This window comes from Methylomonas sp. MgM2 (assembly GCF_054172045.1).
In genome coordinates, this window is sequence record NZ_JBSYXO010000023.1 from 21,434 (window position 1) to 40,560 (window position 19,127).

The following is a 19,127-nucleotide window of genomic DNA, read 5'->3' on the forward strand; positions in this document are numbered from 1 at the left end:
AATGGCAATCAAGACCCAGCAGCTTAATGTCGATGGCATGCAATGTACCGGTTGCGAGGACATTATTTGTGAAGCGGTGAGCTCCTTGCCCGGAATCGCGGAGGTCAACGCAAACTATAGCAAAGGAACCGTTTCAGTCAGTTATGACCCGGCGCTGGTTGGCTTGGACCAAGTCAGTCGAACCATCGTGGATAAAGGTTACATAGTGAGTCCACCTAAGCCGCGAATACTGACCCTGTTACGTACCGTATTAGCTTTTGTTCTACTATTGCTGCTTGTCGGCGGCGTTACTTATTGGGGTAAAAGCCAGATGCCGGCGGTCATGCAAATGATTACGCCTAAGGCGGGTTATGTGATACTGCTTGGCATCGGTTTTCTGACGGGGTTTCATTGTATCGGCATGTGCGGTAGCTTCGTGGTTTCGTACACAAACCCGAAGCATTCCAAACCGAGACAAATGCTATCGCATTTGGCCTATGGTTTGGGCAAAGTTATCTCTTATACCTCCATTGGCGCAGTGTTCGGTTTGCTAGGGGCTGCCATCGCGATCACGCCGCAAATACGCGGGATAGCGGCCTTGGCGGCCAGTCTGTTCTTGGTGATTTATGGCCTGCGTATGCTAAATGTGTTCGACTTTCTACGCCGTTTCGTATTGCGCTTGCCTCGTTCTTTCAGTGTGCAAGTCACCGAGGGCATGCGCAAACAACGCAATGCCTTAGTTACCGGTTTGTTGAGCGGCCTCCTTTTAGGTTGCGGCCCGTTACAAGCCATGTACATCATGGCCGCCGGCACCGGTGATCCTGAACAAGGCGCAATGATTCTTCTAATGTTCAGCCTGGGCACGCTTCTGCCTTTATGGGGATTCGGTATGTTTGCGACGCTGTTGTCAGCCAATGCCATGCGGCAATTAGTAAAAGTCTCCGGTTTGCTGGTCATTATTATGGGCGTAATGATGGCTCAGCGCGGCATGATGTTTATCAAAGGCGGCCACATGAAGATGACGCATGAAAGCATGCCTACCGCACAATGACGGAGGTAATATGACTATCGACAAACCGACTCTACCGAAACCGGGCTTGCTGCGCCGGGAAATTTGTTTCGCTCTTTTCATCAAGTTGATTTTGTTGATCGGCCTTTGGTTTTTGATTTTTCGCTGGCAAGAGCAGCCGGCAGTTAAACCGGACATGGCAAAGCATTTTGCATTGTCGCCCTCTCAATCATCATCTCGTTCCGACTTTTCAACTCAACCTTAACACAGGAGCCTTGCCATGTTCGGTGAAGATATTGTCATGCTGTCCAGGATGCAGTTCGGCCTGACGGCGCTATATCACTTTTTATTCGTGCCGTTGACCTTGGGCATGACCTTTATTCTCGGCATCATGGAGTCGGTCTATGTGATGACCGGCCGAGAGGTATACAAGGACATGACCAAGTTCTGGGGTAAGTTGTTCGGCATCAATTTCGCTATGGGCGTCACCACCGGCCTGACGCTGGAGTTCCAGTTCGGCACCAACTGGGCCTATTACTCGCATTATGTCGGCGACATCTTCGGGCCGTTGCTGGCCAGCGAAGGCTGGATGGCATTCTTCCTGGAATCGACCTTCGTCGGTTTGTTCTTCTTCGGCTGGGATAGACTCACCAAAGTCCAGCATTTGGTAGTGACTTGGCTGTTAGCGGTTGGCACCAGCCTGTCAGCACTATGGATTCTAATTGCCAACGGCTGGATGCAATATCCGGTTGGGGCTGAATTCAATTACGAAACGCTGCGTATGGAAATGGCCAGCTTTGCCGATGTATTCTTCAATCCGGTGGCGCAAGTTAAGTTCGTGCATACGGTAGCGGCGGGTTATGTCACCGGTTCGATGTTCGTGCTCGGCATCAGCTCCTGGTATTTGCTGAACAAACGCGATATCGGTTTCGCCCGTCGTTCGTTCTCTATCGCATCCGCGTTCGGTTTGGCGTCGGTGTTGTCAGTCATCGTGCTCGGCGACGAAAGTGGCTATACCGAAGGCGAAACTCAAAAAATCAAATTGGCCGCCATCGAAGCGGAGTGGGAAACTCATCCTGCACCAGCTGGTTTTACAGTGTTCGGCTTGCCGGATCAAGAAAACCAAAGAACCGATTACGCGCTTAAAATTCCTTATGTACTTGGCTTAATCGCTACCCGCTCAATCGATGAAGAAGTCAAAGGATTGAAGGAACTACGCGCTGAAAGCGCCGAACGCATCGAAAGCGGCATGATTGCTTATGCAAACCTGCAAAAGCTACGCGCCGGAGACATCAACCCCGCCGTAAAACAGGAATTCGAAACGCATAAGGCTAACCTTGGTTACGGACTACTGCTGAAAAAGTATACGGAAAACGTTGCCGATGCCGATGCGGAAATGATCGCCAAGGCGGCTAACGATACCATACCCAAAGTCGCACCGTTATTCTGGACCTTTAGGGTCATGGTGGCTTGCGGCTTTATCATGCTGTTTGTGTTCGCAATGAGTTTTTACTACTGCGCGACCCGCGTGGCCGATCAAAAACGCTGGTTAATGCGCATGGCCGTCTGGTGCATCCCTTTACCCTGGATAGCGGCCGAAACCGGCTGGTTCGTGGCCGAATACGGTAGGCAACCCTGGACCATTTCCGGCGTGCTGCCTACGCATATGAGCGTTTCCAGCCTCAGCAGCAGCCAGTTGTGGTTTAGCATTAGCGGTTTCGCGCTGTTTTACACGGTGCTGCTGATCATCGAGATGTATTTGATGATCAAATACGTCCGCCTAGGACCTAGCAGTCTGCATACCGGCCGCTATTATTTCGAGCAACCGGCCTTAGCGCATTGACATAAAGGACTGCGACATGAAAAAACACGTTCCGATATTAATATCGCTGCTATTGCCGGTTTCGCTCGCTAATGCCGTGGAGCCGGCCGATCCCGCTCGCCTCGATGAAGTGGCTGAACGGGGCTCTCATGTCATGCCGTTCGACTTGGAGAAAACCTTACATGTTTTCGACAAAACCGATGCCGGCGGTTTACAACAAGTGGTTGCCAAAGTCGAATCGGATAGCGAGCAGATTGCGCTGATTCGTAAGCATCTGGCCGAAATCGCCGGGCGGTTTGCAAAAGGCGATTTTTCCGGGCCTAAGAAAATTCACGGCGATAATATGCCGGGCGTAAAAATGCTCAGCGAACATGCGGCCGAAGTTCAATTTTTATATCAAGATCTGCCAAACGGCGGACAAATCACATACCGCAGCAAAGATCCTAAATTGATCGATGCGATACATCGCTATTTCGATGCCCAGCTTAGCGACCATGCCCGCCATGCGGTAAGCGGCAGCCACAAAATGCATCACGGCCAACAGCCTTAAGATTTTCAGGAGACCATCATGTTCGATTATGAAACCATCCGCGTGATTTGGTGGATATTTATAGGCCTTGTCGGCATTGGCTTTGCGCTGACAGAGGGATTCGATTTCGGTGTCGGCACTTTGTTGCCTTTTGTCGGCAAAACAGATGTCGAACGCCGGGTGATCATCAATACTGTCGGCGCTACCTGGGAAGGCAATCAAGTTTGGTTAGTCCTGCTGGGTGGGGCGATATTCGCGATATGGCCGGCGGTGTATGCCACGCTGTTCTCCGGCTTATATGTCGCCATGTTGTTAGTTCTATTTGCCTTATTCTTCAGGCCGGCCGGTTTCGATTACCGCAGTAAACTGGAAAATCCCACTTGGCGTAAAGCTTGGGATTGGGCGCTGTTTCTGGGTGGCACATTGCCACCGATATTGCTTGGGGTGCTGGTCGGCAACCTGATTTTGGGTTTGCCTTTCCATTTGGATCAAGACCTAAGACCATACTATGACGGTTCGTTTTGGGGCTTACTGAGTCCGTTCGCATTGTTATGCGGCGTTGTCGGTCTGTTATTGACCACGTTTCACGGAGCGATTTTTCTGAAATGGCGCAGCGAAGGCGTGATTCACGACCGCGCCACCTTGGCGACTGAAGTTTTAGGGCCGATGCTGTTGGCGGGTTTAGCCGCGGCCTCCGCATGGGTTTTCATAGGTATAGAGCGACCCGAAATTACACACATGGCGGCAACCAGCGCGCCGTCCAATCCGCTACACAAGACTGTGATCGCTGAAGGCGCCGGTTGGTTACAGCACTTTTTGAGTTATCCATGGATGCTGCTTGCGCCAATAATAGGTTTTGGCGGCATCGGGCTGGCCTGGTTGCTGGGAAAAGCAAAAGCGACCATGACTGCGTTTCTGGCCAGCAGCCTTGGAATAGCCGGCATTGCGTTGACTGTAGGTTTCGGCTTGTTTCCATTCTTGCTTATCTCGTCAACTGATCCGCGTTCCAGTTTAACGTTGTGGGATGCCAGCGCAAGCCACACCACGATGCTGCTGGCATTTTGGATCACGGTGATATTCCTGCCCATCGTATTGTGGTATACCCGGTTCGTCTATCGAGTCATCTGGGGTAGCGTCACTGAAGCGGCGGTTTTGAAAGACAGCCACACACTTTACTAAGGAGAAATCAATGTGGTACTTTGCTTGGATATTAGGGGTCGGTTTCGCCGCGGCATTCGGCATCATTAACGCTATGTGGTTAGAGTCTGTCTGCGATATCGATACCCACGGCATCGATCAATCCTGCGATACGTTAAAAAATAGCGATTCCTGATCGAGAATTATGATCGTTTCTGGTGAACGAGCTAAAAAGAAAGCGGTGTAAGCGGTTAGGTTCAGATTTTCCCGGATTAACCGACCAAGGCAAGGCTGCACCGCTTTACCCTCCAACCGTACACCAGAGATGATCACGGATCGAGGACTTTATTCATGTTCGACGTGGTTGCGAACCATATCTTCTATGTCGTGTTTGTCTAATAAGCTGTATAAAGTTGGGCGAGTAATGCCTAAGAGTTTTGATGCTTCCGAGATGTTGAAGTCAGCGTAATGAAGCGCCCGTTTAATTGCAGCTAATTCTGCAGCGTCTCTGACGGCTTTGAGATTCAGAGGCATTGACGGACTGGTTGTTTGTGCTAGGTCCAAGTCTTCTAATGTTATCCAATGGTTATCGGATAAAATTACCGCGCGTTTTAGTTTGTTTTCTAATTCTCGAACATTTCCGGGCCAAGCATAGTTTTCGATGGCAAGCGCTGCTTCTGGGGAGAATCGTTTTTCTTTACAGCTTTGTTCCCGACAGTAACGTTTTAAAAGAGCGTTACCGATTGCTAGGATATCGGTTTCGCGTTCGCGTAATGGGGGGATTTCGATGGTGATTTCACTCAGGCGAAAATATAAATCTTGTCTAAATAAATTTTGAGTAATCAACTGTTGCAAGTTCTGATGTGTCGCACAAATAATTCGCACGTCGACCGGGATTTCTTTCCGCCCGCCTAAACGTTCGATGGTGCGTTCTTGAATGAAGCGAAGTAATTTCGCTTGGAGTCCAATGGGTAGATCGCCTATTTCATCTAGAAAAAATGTACCTCCTTCGGCATATTCGATTTTTCCTTTGGTTTGCGTTACCGCGCCGGTGAATGCTCCTTTTTCGTAGCCAAATAGTTCGCTTTCCAGTAGTGATTCCGGAATGGCGGCGCAATTAACCGCTACAAAGGATTGTTTGGCGCGAGGGCTCTGTTGATGAATGGCTTTGGCCAGCACTTCTTTACCAGTTCCGCTTTCGCCTAGCAAAAGTACCGTGGCTTGAGTTGGCGCTATGCGTTCGACCATACGCATAACCGGTTGCATTTGTGGACTGGTTGCTATTATGCCTGACGAAATGATTTGTTGGGCCTGCAGGTTGCGGAATTCCCGTTCCAACGTGGCGAGATGAAACGCGCGTGAAATGATGAGGTTTAGTTCGTCCGGATCAATCGGTTTTTGATAGAAATCGTATGCGCCTAAAGCAATAGCTTCAATTGCGTTGCTGTGGTCATCATTGCCGGTAACTACGATAACTTTGGTGTAAGGAGCCAATGCAAGTGTTTCTTTAAGTGTAGCCATGCCTTCTGCGGCGTTGGTTGCGTCCGGAGGAAGGCCAAGATCCAAGGTAACGACGTCAGGTATATGGCGCCTAATTGCGGCAACTGCTTCCGAGCGATTACTAGCTATGATTATTTCGTATTGATCCAGACTCCATTTGAGTTGTTTTTGAAGGCCGGGGTCGTCTTCTACGACTAATAATAAATTAGTTTGATTCATATCTTTCTGATTGTATCAGCGGTAGTTGCAAGGTAAATATACTTCCTTCTCCTAGCTGGCTTTCTACATGCAGTTGTCCGCCGATTCTTAGAACATAGTCTTTGGCTTCATAAGCACCAATCCCCATGCCGGCGTTGCCTTTAGTGGTATCGAACGGCTTGAAAAGGCGTTCAGCGATAAAGGTTTGATCCATGCCTATGCCATTGTCTATGATTTTGATCATCGCATATTTACCTTCCGATGTTAAGGTCAGAACGACTTGGCCGTTATTTATATTCTGAGTAGCATCTTGAGCATTCTGAACTAAGTTACCGATGATACTAGTCATCTTCGCCGGGTCAGCTTTAATCATGCATGTGCTTAAGGAGGTTTCTAGTCGGGGCTTCGGTAGGTTTTGGTTTTGTTGTAAAGTCCGTTGGGTAAGATCGACTAAATTAACCAGATATGCGGCAGATTTGGTTGGTCTTCCTTGTTTTAATTGCTCCACGATATGCCGCATTTTGTAGACTGCATTATTGATGGTGTCTATGGTATCGTCGAAAAAATCGGGTTTATGCCTGTGTCTGTCAGCATTTTTTACAATTAAAGACAATTGTGCAGTGATATTTTTCAAATCGTGTACCAAAAAAGCAGAAAGACGGTGATAAGCTTCGAACTGTTTGTTACTCGCTAGCGCTTCGCTGGCATTGTTTAAAGCTATCGCGTTGGCGAGTTGCATGCCGACGGTTTTTAACAGATCGTGGTCTTCCCAATTTAACTTTCTCGGCACTCTAGGTTGAGTGAGGACGGCAAATGCTTCGAGACGGTTTAAATGGAATAGAGGCACGATTAGCCATACTTGACCGTCTTCATAGCACCAGGGTGACAGGTCTATATCTTCGTATACTTCGGGAGCGTGTTCTAATTCAAAGAAGTCGATGACCCATTGTTTGTTAGCCAGATAGTTCGGAAGGTCATGGCCGCATTTGAGATAGCTGAGTTCCTGATCTGTTAAGTGAAAATTATGCTGAGCAACCAGATTAAATTGGTCTTGTTCGTCTTTTATCCATAAGCCGCCGCCGTTGCTTTCAACTAAATTTGTTAAGGTGTTTAGAATAAACATCTTCAAGTCGTCGAATGACTGAAGTTGAGCCAACGCTTTACTGATTTTCAGCCATTCTTCGCGGTAATCATAGTTGTAATGAAAAAAATGTTTACTGAAATAGATTTTCGCTAAGGCCCTGATTTTTCCAGAGGTAAAAGAAATCAACAATAGTAGCAAAGCGAGAAAAATGAACAGGATCTGAAGCGTCTCTCCCCATTCTGTATTGGTTTGTTTCAAATAATAGCCGGCTATAGACATTACGATTAGATACAGTCCCGATCCGAATAGCACGGTCGTGTAAAAAATCGTTTTACGAGGGATGGTCAATGGAGGGTTAAAGCCGGTGGCGCTCAAACGCGCAAGCGAGATTGCAAAAAGTGGTGTTACCATGACATTGATAACGCCACGAGATCGCCATAGGGTAATGTCTAAGTGCTGATACAGTAAGGATTTGCTATAGACAAGTAGATCAACTATGTAAAGGGCGCCCAATGCCAAACAGAAGAACTTTATGTGCCAGCGTTGGCTTAACGGAGTATTACGGTAAAGTTGTTCTGAAACGATAAGTCCTAGGATTGCAAATATGACATGAACAACAAATCGCGGGTCCAAATTTGCTTCAGAGCGAATGATGTCTAAGAAGTTAGGAAAAGTCTCTATACTTATCGTGAAGATGATAAATAATGAAATGAAGTAAATAGAGCGCGACCGCTTAAAATTATGAAAAGTGAACGTGCGGTGTTGTTGTAATGCCAGTAGCTTTGAACTATAGAAAAGCCAGGATGCATTGCGGAGGGTTTCGTATATCAGCGTGTCGGCTAAGAAAAAATGATCGTCTAATGTAGCGCGGACGACGTTTGAGCTCCATAGAATCGAAAAAAATACCGCTGTGATGAACGCGAGGTCTCTTTTTTTTTGAATCAACGCGAATAATAGTAAACCTGAGTAGGCTATAGCGCTGACGAGGTAGCTAATAAAAAGAAGATTTTCCATGACTTAGATTATTTTGTTAAGACCTTTGGACGGGGATGAGGGGCTACCTTTTCTTTTATTATACGCGAAAGGTTTATTTGAATTAGGCCAACCGGATTTTGCGATCGATATATTGGGTATGAAACTGATTCTTGATGAAATTTTAAGTAGTCCTCAGTTTGCAGAAGGCTTGACTTGGAAACGACGATGGTACAAGGCCGGTGAAAAAATTATTGAAAAGGGTGAAGTTGGCGGTTCCTTGTTTTTAGTAGAAACCGGGACGGTGCGGGTTCTTGGTGAGACGGAGTTGAATGGGAATATACGAGTTAGTCCGGGTTTGTGTGATTTAGAAACAGGTGCTTTATTTGGCGATATCTGTCTGTATGGTCCACATCGTAGAACTGCCACCGTAGTTGCTTTGACTGATGGCTGTGTTTTAGAAATCCAGAGCGAATCGCTGAGTGTTTACTTGGATGATCATCCTATACAAGGCTACCTGTTTTTAAAGGCTTTGTTTGAAATCATGGTTAAGCGACTTGAGGTTGCCAACGAGCGGATCGATAAGCTTTTAGCTTGGGGTATAAAAGTGCATGATATCGATAAATATCTTTGAGCCCTTCAATAAATTAATCGTTAGGAAGACTTATGAGTGACGAATCGAAAATAAGTTTGACTGAGAGTTTTGAACACTATTTCAAAATAGAGCTGGCTATTTCGGAAGCACAAAAGAGATTAGTTTATGGCATAAGGTATCGGGTTTACTGTGAAGAATTTAAATATGAAGCGGAAGACAAGTTTCCTGATGAGCTAGAGGAAGATGACTACGATCGATACTCTCGTCATTGCTTAGTGATTCATCGCAAATCGGGGTTGGCTGCAGGATGTGTTCGACTGGTTCCCGCTACCGGATCTTGCGAACTCGATCCGTTACCGTTAGAAAGGTATTGCAGTTCGAGCCTCGATCACGAATATATAGATCGATTGAATTTGGACCGGTCAACTGTGTGCGAGATTTCTCGTTTGGCTGTTGATGCTGCATTTCGCCGGCGTTCAGGTGAAACGTTGACACGGTTTGGTGAAATTAATGGTTTAAATATTTCTGCACAGGAGCAAAGGACATTTTCATTGATTGCGGTGGCATGTTTCTTGGCAGCCACAGCGTTGACTGAAATTGATAATCGAACTAATGTCTTTGCTATGATGGAACCGTTTTTACCACGAATGATGCATCGCTCTGGAATTGATTTTCAACGAGTAGGCAAAGAGATAGATTATCATGGAATTCGAGCGCCTTATTTTATTACGACGCAATCCGCCTTGCTCAACATGCATAAAGATTTGCTCGATCTATATTACTGGATCAAACAAAGTCTCGAAGTAGAATGCAAAGGAGTTTCTTGATTGAAATTTTGCCATATGGATCGAAATAAATAATAATTATCGGAGATAATAGTGTTAATCAGTCGAGTATTAAATAATAAACTTTACCTGTCGTTATTGTTTGCTGGTTCTGTGATTTTGACGGCATGCGAAACACCTGAAGAAACTGCGGAAAATCATTTTGAAAAAGGTAAGGAGTTATTTGAAAAGGGAGAATATGATAAGGCAATATTGGAATTAAAAACGTCAAGTCAAAATAGCGTTAATCGTAGCGATACTTATTATTACATGGCGTTGCTAGATGAAAAAGGCGGAAACTATAAATCGATGCGCGAGAATTTGGAAAAAACTGTTGAGCTTGATCCAAATAATGTCGACGCTAGACAGAAGTTGGGTAAAGTTCATTTAGTTTTCGGTGATTTAGATAAGGCGTTAGAGCAAGCTGATTTTTTACTAAAGAACGATCCAAAAAATCAAGAAGCGCAGCTTTTAAAAGCATCGGTCGTGTTCAGGCAAGGTAAGAAGGATCAGGCAACTCAACTTATCGATGATGTTTTGGCAGTAAGTGCTGACAATATAGATGCGCTATCATTAAAAGCCGCTATTTATTTTGAAGAGAAAAAATTCGACCAAGCCTTAACTATATCTGAAAAAGTCTTGGAAAAGGATTTAAAAAATTTGCCAATTAGATTGTTCCGCATAAAAGTCTATGGAAGTGAAAATAATATTGATGGTGTTATGGATGAATATAAAAAGCTAGTAGAGCTTTATCCTGATAATGATAGTTTCAAATTACGATTGGCATCGCTTTATTCTATGACCGATAAATTACAACCAGCGGAAGAGTTGTTACGTGTTGAGGTTGATAATAAACAGGATAAAGTTGAGCCGAAAATTGTTTTGCTTGAATTTTTAAATGCAAAAAGAAAGGATGGTGTTGTTAAAGAGTTTGACACAATGCTGGAGTCTTCAAGTAAAAATCCGTCATCAATGCTAGAGCTCAGCAAATGGATGCTGGGTGCGGGATATTTGAAAGAAGGCTCAAGAGGTTTAGTTCGAGTTGTTGACTCGGAAAAAGATAACAAAACCGGATTGGCCGCTCAAACGATATTGGCTGAACTTGCATTAAAAAATAAAGAGTACGACAAAGTAGAGGAATCAATTAATCATATTTTACAGGTTAACTCCGACTTTGTTGATGCGAGCTTGCTTAAGGCTAGATTATTTTTAATCAAAAACGAAGTAGATAAATCGATTGATGTGCTGAATAATGTTGTATGGACTAAGAATGACTCTGATAAAGCATATATGTTATTAGGGCAAGCTTACACATTAAAAAAAGATCTAAAACAAGCAGATAAATACTTTAAGCAGGCATTGGAAGTTAATCCAGTAAATCTACAGGCTTTTCTCCCCGTATATAGTTCCTATTTAAAAGCGAATCAGAAAGATACGGCGAGGCAGTTTTTGGATAAAGCATTGAAAGCTAGGCCTAACGAGATGTTACTACTCAGCATGAAAGCGGAGTTAGATATTTCAGAAAAGAAATGGAGTGATGCACAGGAAACTGTCCAAAGGCTTTCTTTATTTTCCAAAAATAAATTGCTGCCTTTATATTTACAAGCGAATGTATTGCAAGGAACAAAAAAATATGAAGAAGCTGTGAAAATTTACGAAAAGATCCTTGCGGATCAGCCAGGTCATTTGAATTCATTGGTGAATTTAGTCAGATCATATGAAGCACTTAAGCAACGAGATAAGGCAATAAGTTTCCTTGAGACCCATCACGCTAAACATAAAGAAGATCTGACTACGGTTGGCATCTTAGCTGATCTCTATGTCGCCGATAACGAATATCCGAAAGCTAAGCAATTATTAATGAATCAAATCAAGCTGTCGCCGGACAAGTCTGCCGCACTTTATCTTGCATTAGCTAAAGTTGAAGCTAAATCCGAAAAAAGTGTAGACGCTGCTAAAGAAGTCTACTTGAAAGGTTTGCAGGCCAATCCCGATAATTTACCTCTTTCGTTAGCATTGGCTGGTTTATATGAGCAAATTGGTCAAAAAGATGCAGCGCAGAAAACCTATGAACGTATAATCCAGAAATATCCTGATGCTAATTTAGCCATCAATAATCTTGCGGCAATTTTAATTGATTCGGATATTCCGGAACAGACTGCTAAAGGGTTAGCCTTAGCGGAGAGGTTTAAAGATGTTGATAACGTCTTTATGCGAGACACGTACGCTTGGGGACTAGTAAAAAATGGAAAAAATAGTGATGGGCTAGCCATACTAGAATCGTTAATCGTAAAAGAACCTAAAATTCCTGAGCTTCGTTATCACTTGGGAGTTGCACACTTAAATAATGGTAATAAAGCAACAGCAATAATCGAAATAAAACAAGCTATTGCTTTAGCTGATCAGCAACATCGTAGTTTTTCGAATAAGGATGAGGCGATGAAGCTACTTAAAGAGCTTGAACATTAATTAAGTAATTTGGGATTAAGTGTCTTTTGAGTACGAGATAATGATTATGTCTAAGTTAAGAAAGCTCGATTACGTAATGATGATGGTTGTTGTACTACTAGGAATTAGTGGCTGTTCTCAACCTTTATTAGAAGATGTTGAGCAAGCGTCAGACTACACATATCAAATTGGGCCGGGTGACGGTGTTAATATTTTTGTTTGGGGAAATCCGGAATTGTCTGCGTCCGCAACGGTTCGGCCGGATGGAAAAATTACAACACCGTTAGTTGAAGAATTATTAGCGAACGGTAAAACGCCTTACCAACTAGCCCGAGATATTGAGAAAGTATTAGCTGTTTATGTAAAGAGTCCCCAAGTTGTGGTAATGGTGTCTGGATTTAAAGGGATTAGAGATCAGCAGATACGTGTTATTGGGCGTATTGGTGGAGGAGGTGGTGGATCTGGAGGCGGCGGAGGCGGCATTGGTGGCGGAGGCGGCGGCCTGGGCGGCGGAGGCGGCGGCGGACTTGGCCGTTACCAAGGCAAATCGATACCTTATGAAAGAGGTATGACTTTACTTGATGTGATCATTCAAATAGGTTTGAACCAATATGCCGATGGGAATAGAGCTAGCGTTATTCGAGAGGTTGATGGAGAGTTGAAATCTTATCGAGTGCGAATCGACGATTTGATAGATGATGCGGATTTGTCGGCAAATGTCTTGATGATGCCGGGTGATATTTTAATTATCCCTGACGCTTATTTTTAGATAATACAGTGTCAGTTTTTATAAAAGTTTTAATTTGTAAAAATGCAACAAGAACTTAGCGAAGTCTATTTTTATATTAAGGGAACGCTCAAATATAAGCGGGTTGCAGTGTTGTTTGCACTGTTAGTCTGTATTTGTGGCTGGACTTTTGTGTTTACGATGCCCGATAAGTTTGAATCAAAAGCAAAGGTTCATATTGATTCATCGACAGTTATCCGGCCTTTGATGAGAGGGATGGTTATTGAACCCAATGTATCGGAACTAATTAGAATTATCCAGCAATTAATGTTCACGAGGCCGAACTTGGAAAAAATTGTTCAATTATCTCATTTAAGTATAGGTAAATCTGGTTCTGGAATTAGTAATGAGGCTGTTGAGGAATTAAAACAGGGTATAAAAATTAGTGCGGCGGGTAGTCGCGATATATTTGATATTGCTTACTCTTCAACGGATCCGGAAGCGGCGAAAAATGTCGTTCAGGCTGTATTGACGGTTTTTTCAGAACAGACACAGGGAAAAGCGTTAGCGGACGCGGATGATGCACAGCGTTTCATTGAGCAACAAATTCGTGAATATGAAATAAGATTACAAGAAGCCGAAAAGGCCAAAGAGGATTTTAATCGAGCAAATCTCGATTTGCTAACGGGTGAATCCGGCCAGTTTGGTAAATTGAGTCAATTGAAATCTGAGCTTGAGCAGGCGAATGTAGTTTTAGCACAGTCTTTAGCAAGAAAAAATGTTCTTGCTGAACAGGTGGAAAATATTGAAGAATCGGACGACGATTGGGGCTTAACCGAACTCACTAGCGAACTTTCGCAAGATGACACTCGTATAGCAACTCTCGTTGATAAAAAAATGGACCTTTTAATTAAATATACTGAATTGCATCCAGAAGTTTTGGCGATTGATCGATTAATAGAGTCTTTGAAAGAACAAAAAGAACAAGATAAAAAAGAAGTTGCTCCGGAGACAGATATTATTGGCCCGCAAAAAATGTCGAATCCCTATGTGCAAAGCTTGAAAATGGCCTATGACAACGCCGAAGCTGAGGTGGCTTCGAATCAGGCGTTAATTGGTTCAATTCAATCAAGAATTAATCAGATTGAACAAGGACTGAATGAAAGACTTTCCATTGAAACGGAAATGAAAAACTTAAATCGTGATTATTCAACCATTAGTGCCAAATATTCTCAGCTTCTAGAGCGGCGAGAGCAAGCTCGCATTACCGAGCGCGTCGATGATCAAACTTCAAGGCTTAAATTTAAAATTGCTGATCCGCCGACGAGACCGACTGAACCATCCTTTCCAAATAGACCGCTTTTTTATTCTTTAGTGTTAGTGGGTGGGGTTGTTACAGGGTTCGGTTTGGCGTTTCTGACTTATTTTATACGGCCGGTTTTTATGTCAACTAGGCAGGTAAGGTTGGTGACGGGGCTGCCATTATTGGGGAGTGTGTCTTTGACTAGTCAAACTATTTCCAAAACCAAGCATTTTGACTGGCTATTATTGATTACGATACTCGCTATCTTATCCGGTTATATCGGGTTTATGTTATTTGAAGTGATCAAATAGTCATTAGGTAATTTCTATGAGCATAATTGAAAACGCCTTAAAAAAAGCTAATCAGCAAGGCTTGGTTGACAGTGAAATCGAGAACGTTACCAAAAGCGTATCTTTTGAGACGAGCCTGGATCAGAGAAATAATCAGGAAAATACTATCCCGGAAGTTGAGAGTACGAATCAAAACCTGGAGAATCAAGTAACGATAAATTGGAATCATTTGTCGTCTGAAGGTTTTCTGGATCGAGTAAATACTAATTCGCAATTGGCGGAAGAATTTCGAGTCATTAAACGGCCCTTGGTCAATAATATTCAAGGGGCCGACCTCAATGGGCTTGCGCGGCCCAATCTGATTTTAATTTGTAGTAGTCTTCCGTCGGAAGGAAAAACGTTTGTTTCCATCAATTTAGCCTTAAGTATAGCGAATGAACTTGATAAAAGCGTTCTTCTCATTGATGCCGATGTTGAGAAGCCAACAGTATCAAAGAGGTTAGGGATTAATCAGTCGCCCGGTTTGATAGAATATTTAGAGGACGAAAAAGTGAGGTTTTCTGATATTTTGTTAAAAACTGATTTGCCTAGTTTGAGCGTTATTCCTGCGGGCAAAAAGCATAAATTGTCTACGGAATTGCTTTCCAGTCAGCGAATGTGTCTTTTTGCTGAAGAAGTCAGTCGTCGCTATAAAGACAGGGTTGTAATTTTCGACTCCCCCCCCTTGCTGGTCGCGACACAAGCACAAGTGTTAGCTGAGTTAGTCGGGCAGGTGGTACTTGTGATTGCGGCTGAAGAAACGCCTCAACATGTTGTCAATGAGTCAGTTGCAAAATTGGCCAATTGCGATGTGGTCATGACTTTATTGAACAAAACCAAAAAAGAGCCCGATCTTTATGGCTATGGCTATGGCTATGGTTATGGTTATGGAAAATATGGACACTCATAACCACGGCTGTTTTGTTAGTCGGATCATTATTGCGTCTTTCGTTTGTTTTGTACTGTGCGGATTAGTTCTGGCCAAAAGGGTAGCGGCTTTTGAGTGGAGAGCGCATCCGAGTCTTTCAATGAGCGAAGTTTTTTCTGATAATCTTGCCTTGTCGAGCACGGAAAGAAAAAGTGGCTTTGTATCCGAAGTAGCGCCTGGTTTTTCGTTGTATGGCCAGTCGCCCTGGAGCAATTTTAATTTAAATTACCGGCTTCAAGGCCTTTACAATGCAGGGGGAAGTGAATCTATAGAACTACATAATCAATTGCAGATGAACTCTCTATATCAAGCCGTACGCAATACGCTTTTTTTGCGAACCAGTAGTTCAATCTCTCAACAGAATATTAATAATTCATATATTGCCACTGATAATATTACGGGAAATCGTGATCGAACTACGGTGACAAACTTCGATATCTCGCCGTATTGGACGCCACATTTCGGACAATATGCAAGTGGACTGGTTAGGGGGGGGTATAGGCAAACCGGTTTTAATAATGGCGGTTTTGATGACAATTCTCCCTCAGAAAACCAGATTTCTGATTCTACGAGCTATTCGGCCGATGCTAGATTATTAAGTGGCAGTAAGTTTCATAAGATTAGATGGAACCTGAATTATTCGCTACAACATCAAAACAGGGATTCCGGAGAAGACGTACAGTTTGAACGATATCACGGAGATTTGCGTTATTTTATAAACAGAAAATTTAATGTCTATGCGAATTTCGGATATGAAAATAACGATTATCAAACTCTGAACAGATCTATTAATAACGGCTTTTTTTATACTATTGGCGGACGTTGGAGTCCTAGCAGATGGTATTCGTTAGAAGCAGGTTACGGTAACAATTATAATGTAACGGCACGCTTTAATCCTTCAAATCATCTTACTGGATTCGTCACTTATCGTTATAAAAATGTAGGCTTAAATACCGGTAGCTCCTGGGATGCTGATATTAATTACAGGGCTCAACAGGGATTTGCGCGTTTTAGGTACGCTCAAGAGACCACAACGGTTCAACAAATTTTGACTCAGCAATATGACATTAATGTTTTTGATCCGAGCGGTAATGTGCTGATTGATCCGGAAACTGGATTGCCGTTTATTATAACCATTGACTTTCCCTTATTAGTGGATGATGTCATCATCAGTAAGCAGGGCACATTAACATTTGGTTATCGGAGTGGTAAAAGTTTTTATGATATTTCATTATACAATACCAGGCGAACGTACGAGCTGAATCCGCAACAGGATAACGTATTTGGAGCCTCTGCCAGCTGGCGTTGGCAAATTGAATCTCGACTAAATTTATATCTGCGACCTACGTGGCAATCCACGGATATTAGTAACTCAGAAACCGGTTCTAGTAATACTCGATATGATGTCGCGCTTGGATTATCCCGCGCCATCCCAATTAATTTAGGATGGAGGCCTTCGGTAATGCAGGCACGATTAGAGTTTCGCCATATCAGTCAAATGTCAGATTTGTCTTCCAGTGACTATACCGAAAACCGCGCAACAGCGGGATTTGCCGTCCGATTTTAACTTTTAATATCTATACAATGTACGACGGATTTTATAATCTTACCCAAAAGCCGTTTCAATTAAGCACAGATCCGGATTTCTTTTTTCAAAGCTCTGTGCATAAGCGAGCATTAGCTTATATGCAATATGGCTTAACCCAAGGTGAAGGCTTTGTGTTAGTGACCGGCGTGCCAGGCACTGGCAAAACCATGTTAGTCAAAAGTCTTATCAAAAGTCTCAATAAGGATAGGTTATTGATAGGAGTAATGATGACATCGCAGGTAGGGCCGGAAGACACCTTGCGTTTGATTGCGTCGACTTTTGGTTTTCAATATCTGCATAACGATAAGGCTAATTTAATTTCGAGTTTTGAAAAATTTATTATCGATAAAGCAAGGGAAGGACGTCGTTTGTTGTTGATCGTGGATGAAGCACAAAATTTACCGAAACAATCGCTTGAAGAATTGAGAATGTTTACGAACTTGGACGTCAACGGCTCTCAGGTATTCCAAGTTTTCTTAATGGGGCAGCCAGAGTTGAAGCGCCGAATTTATGCCACAGATATGGAGCAACTTAAACAGAGGATAGTTTCCACTTATCATCTGGAGCCATTGGACGTCGAAGAGACAAGGAACTATATTACCTTCCGTTTAGAGACGGCGGGCTGGAAAGGTAAGCCGGAGTTTCGAAATGAGGTATTCGCTCAAATTCATCAATTTTCCGGCGGTATTCCGCGCCGAATCAACGCAATCTGTGATCGTTTGCTACTGTTCGGTTATTTAGAAGAGTTAAACGTGCTCGATAGCGATGCCGTTGAAAAGGTGATTTCTGAAGTAAACGAAGAGATGAGGCTGGAAAATGGCGACCGACAAGACTTTAATACACCAATCCCGCCTATTCAAACTAATACGGCCGAGGCTGGTTCTATGGAAGAACGTTTATTGACTTTGGAGCATGATGTTCTCCAACTAAAAACGAGTGCGGCAAAAGAAAAAGCCTTGCTTAGGAAAGCCATTTTGATTCAATTGGATTTGGATTCTGTTTATGACGACATCGGGAATTAAGACAGCGGAGCCAAAACCACTGATATGTGTGGTCGGTGCCAGGCCCAATTTTATGAAAATGGCGCCAATCATACGTCAATTGGAAGCTGTTAAACATCTGATCAGACCTTACTTAGTCCATACTGGACAACATTATGATCAGGCCATGAAGGATACCTTTTTTAAACAGCTTGGAATTCCTGAGCCTGACAAAGATTTAGGCGTGGGTTCTGGTTCTCACGCGGTTCAAACGGCAAATATCATGTTGGCATTCGAACCGATACTTGATGATGTTAAGCCGTTCGCCGTATTAGTGGTCGGGGATGTGAATTCAACAATTGCTTGCGGCCTTGTTGTGGTAAAGAAACAAATTCCTTTAATTCATGTTGAGGCCGGTTTGCGTAGTTATGACAGAGAAATGCCGGAAGAAATCAACCGTGTGTTAACTGATCAAATTGCCGACTTACTATTAACCACGGAGCGCGAGGCTGCTGACAACTTACATAAGGAAGGGATTCTTGATGACCGTATCTGTTTTACCGGCAATGTCATGATTGATAGTTTGCTAAGCAATTGTAATCAAGCCTCGTCTTTATCAGATATATTACTTAAATATGGTTTTAAGCAGCCGCTTAAGAAAAATGGTTTTGCGCTGCTGACTCTACATCGTCCATCGAATGTCGATGATTTAGATACATTAAAACGTTTGGTAGACGTTATCGGTGAAGTCGCAAAAAAAATACCAATAATTTTTCCGGTTCATCCTCGAACCCAGCAAAAAATTGCTCAGGCTGGCTTAGTAAATGTTTTAACGGAAAATAACGTAATTAATTTACCGCCAGTAAGTTATTTAGAGATGTTGGGATTGATGCAATCGTCAAAATTGGTTTTAACGGACTCCGGCGGTTTGCAAGAAGAAACAACAGCGTTAGGAGTGCCTTGTGTTACGTTGAGAGATAATACGGAACGCCCTATTACTGTATCAGAGGGAACCAATACGATTGTCGGCACCGACCGGAACAAAATTATGCGATGTGTCGACGATATTATTCTGACTGGCGGCAAAACCGGCCGTATCCCGGAATATTGGGATGGTAAAGCAGCGGAACGTATCGTTGCCGAAATTGTGCGCCGTTATAACTTAGGCTATTGAG

The 19,127-nt window shown here is 43.4% G+C and carries 17 protein-coding genes; 15 read left to right on the forward strand and 2 right to left on the reverse strand.

The window, feature by feature from the left end:
- The first annotated feature begins 1 nt into the window (after nt 1).
- From ACW73I_RS16180 to cydX, 6 genes are read left to right on the forward strand one after another with little or no spacing between them, the layout of a single operon-like run.
- Nucleotides 2-1,030, forward strand: coding sequence for an urease accessory protein UreH domain-containing protein (locus tag ACW73I_RS16180; protein ID WP_458030459.1), 1,029 nt, complete (start codon nt 2-4; stop codon nt 1,028-1,030).
- A 10-nt stretch (nt 1,031-1,040) separates the two neighbouring features.
- Nucleotides 1,041-1,253 (forward strand): cytochrome oxidase putative small subunit CydP, encoded by a 213-nt coding sequence (gene cydP / locus ACW73I_RS16185; protein WP_458030460.1) that lies wholly within the window; start codon nt 1,041-1,043, stop codon nt 1,251-1,253.
- A gap of 15 nt (nt 1,254-1,268) precedes the next feature.
- Nucleotides 1,269-2,831 carry a cytochrome ubiquinol oxidase subunit I gene (locus tag ACW73I_RS16190; protein WP_458030461.1) on the forward strand — a complete coding sequence of 521 codons (1,563 nt, stop codon included), beginning with the start codon at nt 1,269-1,271 and terminating at the stop codon, nt 2,829-2,831.
- 16 nt (nt 2,832-2,847) lie between these two features.
- A complete protein-coding gene (locus ACW73I_RS16195; RefSeq protein WP_458030462.1) occupies nt 2,848-3,360 on the forward strand; it encodes an aspartate carbamoyltransferase in 513 nt (170 codons plus the stop codon).
- Between the two features lie 18 nt (nt 3,361-3,378).
- The gene (cydB, locus tag ACW73I_RS16200; protein ID WP_458030463.1) at nt 3,379-4,518 is read left to right on the forward strand and encodes a cytochrome d ubiquinol oxidase subunit II; all 1,140 of its coding nucleotides are present in this window, start codon (nt 3,379-3,381) and stop codon (nt 4,516-4,518) included.
- A gap of 10 nt (nt 4,519-4,528) precedes the next feature.
- The gene (cydX, locus tag ACW73I_RS16205) at nt 4,529-4,672 is read left to right on the forward strand and encodes a cytochrome bd-I oxidase subunit CydX (protein WP_458030464.1); all 144 of its coding nucleotides are present in this window, start codon (nt 4,529-4,531) and stop codon (nt 4,670-4,672) included.
- Between the two features lie 149 nt (nt 4,673-4,821).
- On the opposite strand, the gene prsR is transcribed toward cydX, so the two are convergent.
- Entirely contained in the window at nt 4,822-6,195 is a 1,374-nt protein-coding gene (prsR, locus tag ACW73I_RS16210) for a PEP-CTERM-box response regulator transcription factor (protein WP_458030465.1), read from the reverse strand.
- Nucleotides 6,182-8,272: an XrtA/PEP-CTERM system histidine kinase PrsK gene (prsK, locus tag ACW73I_RS16215; protein WP_458030466.1), complete on the reverse strand. Its 2,091-nt coding sequence runs from the start codon at nt 8,270-8,272 to the stop codon at nt 6,182-6,184. Before prsK ends, prsR begins: the two co-directional genes overlap by 14 nt.
- A 118-nt stretch (nt 8,273-8,390) precedes the next feature.
- Here prsK and ACW73I_RS16220 point away from each other — a divergent pair, with 118 nt between their 5' ends.
- From ACW73I_RS16220 to wecB, 9 genes are read left to right on the forward strand one after another with little or no spacing between them, the layout of a single operon-like run.
- A complete protein-coding gene (locus ACW73I_RS16220) occupies nt 8,391-8,864 on the forward strand; it encodes a Crp/Fnr family transcriptional regulator (protein ID WP_458030467.1) in 474 nt (157 codons plus the stop codon).
- Nucleotides 8,865-8,896: 32 nt separating this feature from the next.
- A complete protein-coding gene (locus ACW73I_RS16225) occupies nt 8,897-9,652 on the forward strand; it encodes a PEP-CTERM/exosortase system-associated acyltransferase (protein WP_458030468.1) in 756 nt (251 codons plus the stop codon).
- Between the two features lie 51 nt (nt 9,653-9,703).
- Nucleotides 9,704-12,118: a tetratricopeptide repeat protein gene (locus ACW73I_RS16230; protein ID WP_458030469.1), complete on the forward strand. Its 2,415-nt coding sequence runs from the start codon at nt 9,704-9,706 to the stop codon at nt 12,116-12,118.
- Nucleotides 12,119-12,164: 46 nt separating this feature from the next.
- Nucleotides 12,165-12,866 carry a polysaccharide biosynthesis/export family protein gene (locus tag ACW73I_RS16235; protein WP_458030470.1) on the forward strand — a complete coding sequence of 234 codons (702 nt, stop codon included), beginning with the start codon at nt 12,165-12,167 and terminating at the stop codon, nt 12,864-12,866.
- Nucleotides 12,867-12,908: 42 nt separating this feature from the next.
- Nucleotides 12,909-14,438, forward strand: coding sequence for an XrtA system polysaccharide chain length determinant (locus tag ACW73I_RS16240; RefSeq protein WP_458030471.1), 1,530 nt, complete (start codon nt 12,909-12,911; stop codon nt 14,436-14,438).
- A gap of 16 nt (nt 14,439-14,454) precedes the next feature.
- The gene (locus ACW73I_RS16245) at nt 14,455-15,366 is read left to right on the forward strand and encodes an XrtA-associated tyrosine autokinase (RefSeq protein ID WP_458030472.1); all 912 of its coding nucleotides are present in this window, start codon (nt 14,455-14,457) and stop codon (nt 15,364-15,366) included.
- Nucleotides 15,353-16,951 (forward strand): TIGR03016 family PEP-CTERM system-associated outer membrane protein, encoded by a 1,599-nt coding sequence (locus tag ACW73I_RS16250; RefSeq protein ID WP_458030507.1) that lies wholly within the window; start codon nt 15,353-15,355, stop codon nt 16,949-16,951. The genes ACW73I_RS16245 and ACW73I_RS16250 overlap by 14 nt, the downstream gene beginning before the upstream one ends.
- A 17-nt stretch (nt 16,952-16,968) precedes the next feature.
- Complete coding sequence (locus ACW73I_RS16255; RefSeq protein ID WP_458030473.1) at nt 16,969-17,994, forward strand: XrtA/PEP-CTERM system-associated ATPase; 1,026 nt, start codon at nt 16,969-16,971, stop codon at nt 17,992-17,994.
- Complete coding sequence (gene wecB, locus ACW73I_RS16260; RefSeq protein WP_458030474.1) at nt 17,975-19,126, forward strand: non-hydrolyzing UDP-N-acetylglucosamine 2-epimerase; 1,152 nt, start codon at nt 17,975-17,977, stop codon at nt 19,124-19,126. The genes ACW73I_RS16255 and wecB overlap by 20 nt, the downstream gene beginning before the upstream one ends.
- Nucleotide 19,127: the final 1 nt, after the last annotated feature.